The 4,163-nt window shown below is 64.2% G+C and carries 5 protein-coding genes; 4 read left to right on the forward strand and 1 reads right to left on the reverse strand.

The genetic code is table 11. The annotated features are described in order from the left end of the window. From H5395_RS17795 to H5395_RS17810, 4 genes are all read left to right on the forward strand, one after another. The coding region (locus H5395_RS17795) for an XRE family transcriptional regulator (RefSeq protein WP_182793852.1) at positions 1 to 354 on the forward strand (354 nt) is incomplete at its 5' end. A gap of 5 nt (positions 355 to 359) precedes the next feature. Continuing rightward, the gene (locus tag H5395_RS17800; protein ID WP_182793853.1) at positions 360 to 530 is read left to right on the forward strand and encodes a hypothetical protein; all 171 of its coding nucleotides are present in this window, start codon (positions 360 to 362) and stop codon (positions 528 to 530) included. A gap of 414 nt (positions 531 to 944) precedes the next feature. After that, a complete protein-coding gene (locus H5395_RS17805; protein ID WP_182793854.1) occupies positions 945 to 2,228 on the forward strand; it encodes a DUF3987 domain-containing protein in 1,284 nt (427 codons plus the stop codon). Positions 2,229 to 2,496: 268 nt separating this feature from the next. Next, positions 2,497 to 2,640 (forward strand): hypothetical protein, encoded by a 144-nt coding sequence (locus H5395_RS17810; RefSeq protein ID WP_182793855.1) that lies wholly within the window; start codon positions 2,497 to 2,499, stop codon positions 2,638 to 2,640. Here the strand turns inward: H5395_RS17810 and H5395_RS17815 are convergent. Continuing rightward, entirely contained in the window at positions 2,622 to 3,896 is a 1,275-nt protein-coding gene (locus H5395_RS17815) for a tyrosine-type recombinase/integrase (RefSeq protein WP_182793856.1), read from the reverse strand. The two genes, H5395_RS17810 and H5395_RS17815, sit on opposite strands and share 19 nt — an antisense overlap. Positions 3,897 to 4,163 lie beyond the last annotated feature (267 nt).

Consider the following 4,163-nt stretch of genomic DNA (forward strand, 5'->3'; position numbering starts at 1 on the left):
TCGCGCATCATCGACCTGAAGGGCCGCAAGACCCAGGCCCAGATCGCGCAGGAAGCCGGCTTCCCGAACGCAAGTTTCCTGGCGATGCTGAAGTCAGGCGCAAACAAGATCGCCCTCGACCGGGTGCTCGATCTGGCGCGGGCGCTCGACGTCGATCCCGCACATCTGATGCGGCTCGCCCTTGCCCAGTCCATCGGCGAGACGGCGTCGAAGGCGGTGCTGGAGGTGTTCGGCACGCCGGTCACGGCAAACGAGGTGCTCTGGCTTCACGAACTGCGGGAGGCCTCTGACAACGCCGATCCCCGACCCACCGCAAAGGGTCGCGCCGCGATCCGCGCCATCTTCGGGAAGTGATCACCATGTCCGCTGCACCGACGCATCCCGCGCGCCTTTCTCGCTGGCAGGACCTCACCGCGAATGAACGAGGCTGGATCGAGATGATCCGGGTGATCTCGGCCGGCTCGGATCCGGCTGTCGACCTCGAGAGCACCGCGGCACTCCGGCAGGCGCTGGATCGGAAGCGCAATTGACAGGGGCAGGAGGAGACGCAGCGATCGACCGTCTCCTCGTGACGTCGGGATCCATGGAGGTCGCGCCATTCCTCACCCGCGAGCTCGGAACACCAGCAGGAGGATGTCTGAACAGAACACGAGCCCTCGTGGAGCTCGAGATCGTCGCTATGACGATTACTATTCGAAGGTCTGGATGAAGGCCCGCGCTCTCGAGCGGGCGCTCGCCGCCGGCACCAATGACGGCGCTAGACGTGCTAAACCGGTCTGGCACGTCTAGCGCGTCTAGCACGTTACCGCAGCGGTGCCCCCTTCACAGCAGGTAATTAGATCGCCAAGCGACGATTCCCCTAGCTGCACCTATAAGCTAGTCGTCTGGAGAGCTCTGCCTTTTCGCTCGGGTCCCAGGCACGCAACTGACCTGGAGAAATGCCCATGACGAACGTCCATGCCCTGTCCATCCCTGCGCCACGTCCGCTTGTTGCCGACGCACGGCACGCCGCTCCCTATCCTACCCACCTCCTTGGTCCCCTGAGGGCGGCCGTCGAGGCGGCGCACCGGGAGACGCAGGCACCCATCGCGATTGCAGCTCAGAGTGCGCTGGCGGCGGCATCGCTTGCGGTGCAGGGGCACGCCAATGTGGAGACGCTGGGCGGCTACAGGCCCTTGTCGCTCTACTGCATCACCATCGCCGGCAGCGGTGAACGGAAGTCGACCGTGGACCGGTGCCTTGCGGGCAGCCTCGACGACTTCGACTGCACGGTATCCGATCCGACAGTGCACGGCTTGTTTCGCATCCTCTCCCGGACACCGTCCGCTGGTCTGCTTTCGGATGAGGCAGGTTCCTTCTTGGGTAGCTATGCGATGAAGCCTAGCCAGGCGCAGCAGACCTTTGGCACGTTCAACAGCCTGTGGGACGGCAAGCGGATCAGGCTGGCGCGGGCAAAGGAAGAGACAGTCCTGCATGGCCGCCGTATGGCACTGCATCTCATGATGCAGCCGGCCGTCGCCGAGAAGCTGATCGGCGATCCCATGGCCGAGGGGATCGGCTTCCTGCCGCGCTGCCTGATCGTAGAGCCCGAGTCGACGATCGGGACGCGTCGCATCACCACCTTTCCCGAGTCGCAGCCGCCGGCCGAGCGGTCGCGCGAGCGTCTTGTCGAGCTTCTGTCGAAGGAGCTTCCGATCCGCGAGCCAGAGACATTCGAACTCGCACCGCGCCGCTTGCCTCTCTCCATCGAAGCCCGTGAAGCGCTGGTCACAGCGGCTGACGAGATCGAGCGTGACCAGGCGCGCGGCAACAAGCTCGAGAGTGTTCGGGCCTTTGCCAGCAAGACCGCCGAGAACGCGTGCCGTATCGCCGGCGTGCTGGCCATGTGGCGCGATCCGAATGCGGACAAGGTTGAGGCGGAAGACATGGAAAGCGGCCTTGGGCTTGCGTCCTACTATCTAGACGAGGCGCAGCGCCTTATGGGTCGCTCTGCGTTGGATGCGGATCTCCGCATGGCCGACGAGCTGCGCATCTGGCTGCAGAGCCGCCCCAACAGGACCTTCCTCACCGCCGACGTTCAGCAGTGCGCGCCCCGGCGGGACATGCTCAAGCGGCCTGTCGCGGATCGTCTGCTGTCGACCCTCGAGGAGCACGGCTGGATCCGCCGCTTGCCTACAGGAGCCCTCGTTGACGGAGCTCCGCGCAAGGCAGCCTGGACACTGTGCTAGACGCAGAGCAAGCCGCTTGGTTTCTGCGTTGACGGCGCTGCCAGCAGGAACAGTGCGTGTCGAAGCGCATCCGCTTCTCTGCTTCAACGCCGAGGCCTTTCCTCGCACCTCGGAGCAGGCGAGCCCGCGCCCGCAGCAGAGCGCCGCTGAAAGCAACAATTCTGCTTCTCCATGCTACAGGTGTCGAGAGCGTGCGTAAAACTAGAACATGAAACACACGAGCGTCTCCCGTCCGGTCACCCTCGAAGACCTGCAGGCCATGCATCGCATGGCCGCGGCCCTTGTCATTGCCGATCCCGTCTATATTCCGATCTTCGAACGCATCGAGCGCGAGTTGGCTGCCCATGCCTCCAAGCAGGACAGCGTTGCCCGTGCGCGTGCAATCCTCGCGGGTCAGAAGGCCAGCGCCTGAACGATCCCCTGCAGGTGCTCGAGGGTGGCGCCCTTGCCATACCGTTTGCGGTCGAGCCTATGGCCGAAGAGATCCCGCCGAATCCGGTCATCGACCCCGGCTGCGATCATGCGGTCCTCGAAAGAGTGGCGCAGCGAATACATCGTGTGCTGAGGCGTCTCCGCCAGCCCGTTCTCGCGCAGATACTTGTTCACCGTCGCGGAGAGCCCGGGCTTGTCGCGATAACGCGGGAAGCCTCCGGGATGGGCGCGCATCGCCTCCAGCGACACGCCACAGAGCGGAATGACACGCCTGGCATGGGTCGTCTTCAACTGCCGGCCCTCGCCCTCTATCGAGATATGCGCCACCTCGTCTTCCAGCCGGATCCGGTCGGTCGTCAGGTTCGCAATCTCGCTCGGGCGCGCGCCGGTGTTGACCATCGCGAGCAGGATTGCCCGTGCCTCGCTGTTCAGACCGTCGAGCGCTCCCTTGGCGAGCAGCCTGTCCCGGATCCAGTCGGACGAGAACGGCGGCCGCTGCCCGGCCTCCCCCTCCTTGAAGGACAACCCGTCCAGGGGCAGCGTCAGTCCAAGCCGCTTCATCCTGTTGACGGTCTTCAGCACCTCTCCGAGATGGATCAGGTCCTTGTTGGCGGATCCCGGCCCTACGTCGCCCGCTTCGATGCGGTCCAGCCACCACGTCCGGAAGTCGAGCATGTCATCGGCCGAGATCTCCGAGAGCGCCTTGTCCCCGACCACGTCAATAAAGTTAGTCACCGCCTTGATCCGTGGGTTGCGCCAGCGCCGGAGCTGGTCGGGCGACTTGCCGAGCGTCTTCTCGCGGGCAAGTTGCCAGTAGGCATCCAAGGCCTTGGAGACGGTCAGCGCGGGCTCCTTCGCGCCGCCGAGGAGCGCCGCTGCCTCGATCATGTCCGGCCCATCCTCGCGCATGGGAACGGCCATCATGCGGTCGCGCAGTTCGGTCAGCGGCACTTGCGCCACCTTGTTCACCGGCAGGAACTGGAAGCCCCGTGCGGTCGCCAGATCGCGCGCAGCCTGAAAGCGCTCCCCCGCGTCGGTGGCGTCACCGGCAAGCTTTGCCTCCCACGCCTCGATCATCTCGGACCAGACGGCGTCCGCCTTCCGCTGCGCCAGACTGAAACTGTCAGTATGCAGAGCCACCCAGACGAACTTGCGAGGCGCGATCGCCCGGTAACGCGCAGGCACCCGCTTGTAGAGCGACAGCTTGCCTCGGCTGCCCCGTACCTTGATCGCCATGATGCATCACCTCCCGAGCAGGTGACTGTAGCGCATAATGTAATGCAAGATTGGGGTGCTCAGTATCTCATCCGCCTGTGTCAATGTAAAAACAACAGGTTAAACGCTGAGTCACAATGAGAACTGGCGGAGGGGAGAGGCCTGACGTCGAACCTTCTCTTGTGGATGCCGCCCTCATTTGCAAGGAATTTCTGAACCTTAGACATGTGATCGAGTGCGGACTCTTGTCAGGCCTGTTAGCGCGGCCTGATAGATGCCGCTGGCCGA

Origin of the sequence: Paracoccus sp. MC1854, from assembly GCF_014164635.1 — a bacterium.
Classification (GTDB): Bacteria; Pseudomonadota; Alphaproteobacteria; order Rhodobacterales; family Rhodobacteraceae; genus Paracoccus.

What these genes read in the sequence shown, in the direction of transcription:
- H5395_RS17800 (WP_182793853.1), top strand. Translation starts at nt 360, where the DNA reads ATGTCCGCTGCACCGACGCATCCCGCGCGCCTTTCTCGCTGGCAGGAC.
- H5395_RS17805 (WP_182793854.1), top strand. Translation starts at nt 945, where the DNA reads ATGACGAACGTCCATGCCCTGTCCATCCCTGCGCCACGTCCGCTTGTT.
- H5395_RS17810 (WP_182793855.1), top strand. Translation starts at nt 2,497, where the DNA reads ATGGCCGCGGCCCTTGTCATTGCCGATCCCGTCTATATTCCGATCTTC.
- H5395_RS17815 (WP_182793856.1), bottom strand. Translation starts at nt 3,896, where the DNA reads ATGGCGATCAAGGTACGGGGCAGCCGAGGCAAGCTGTCGCTCTACAAG.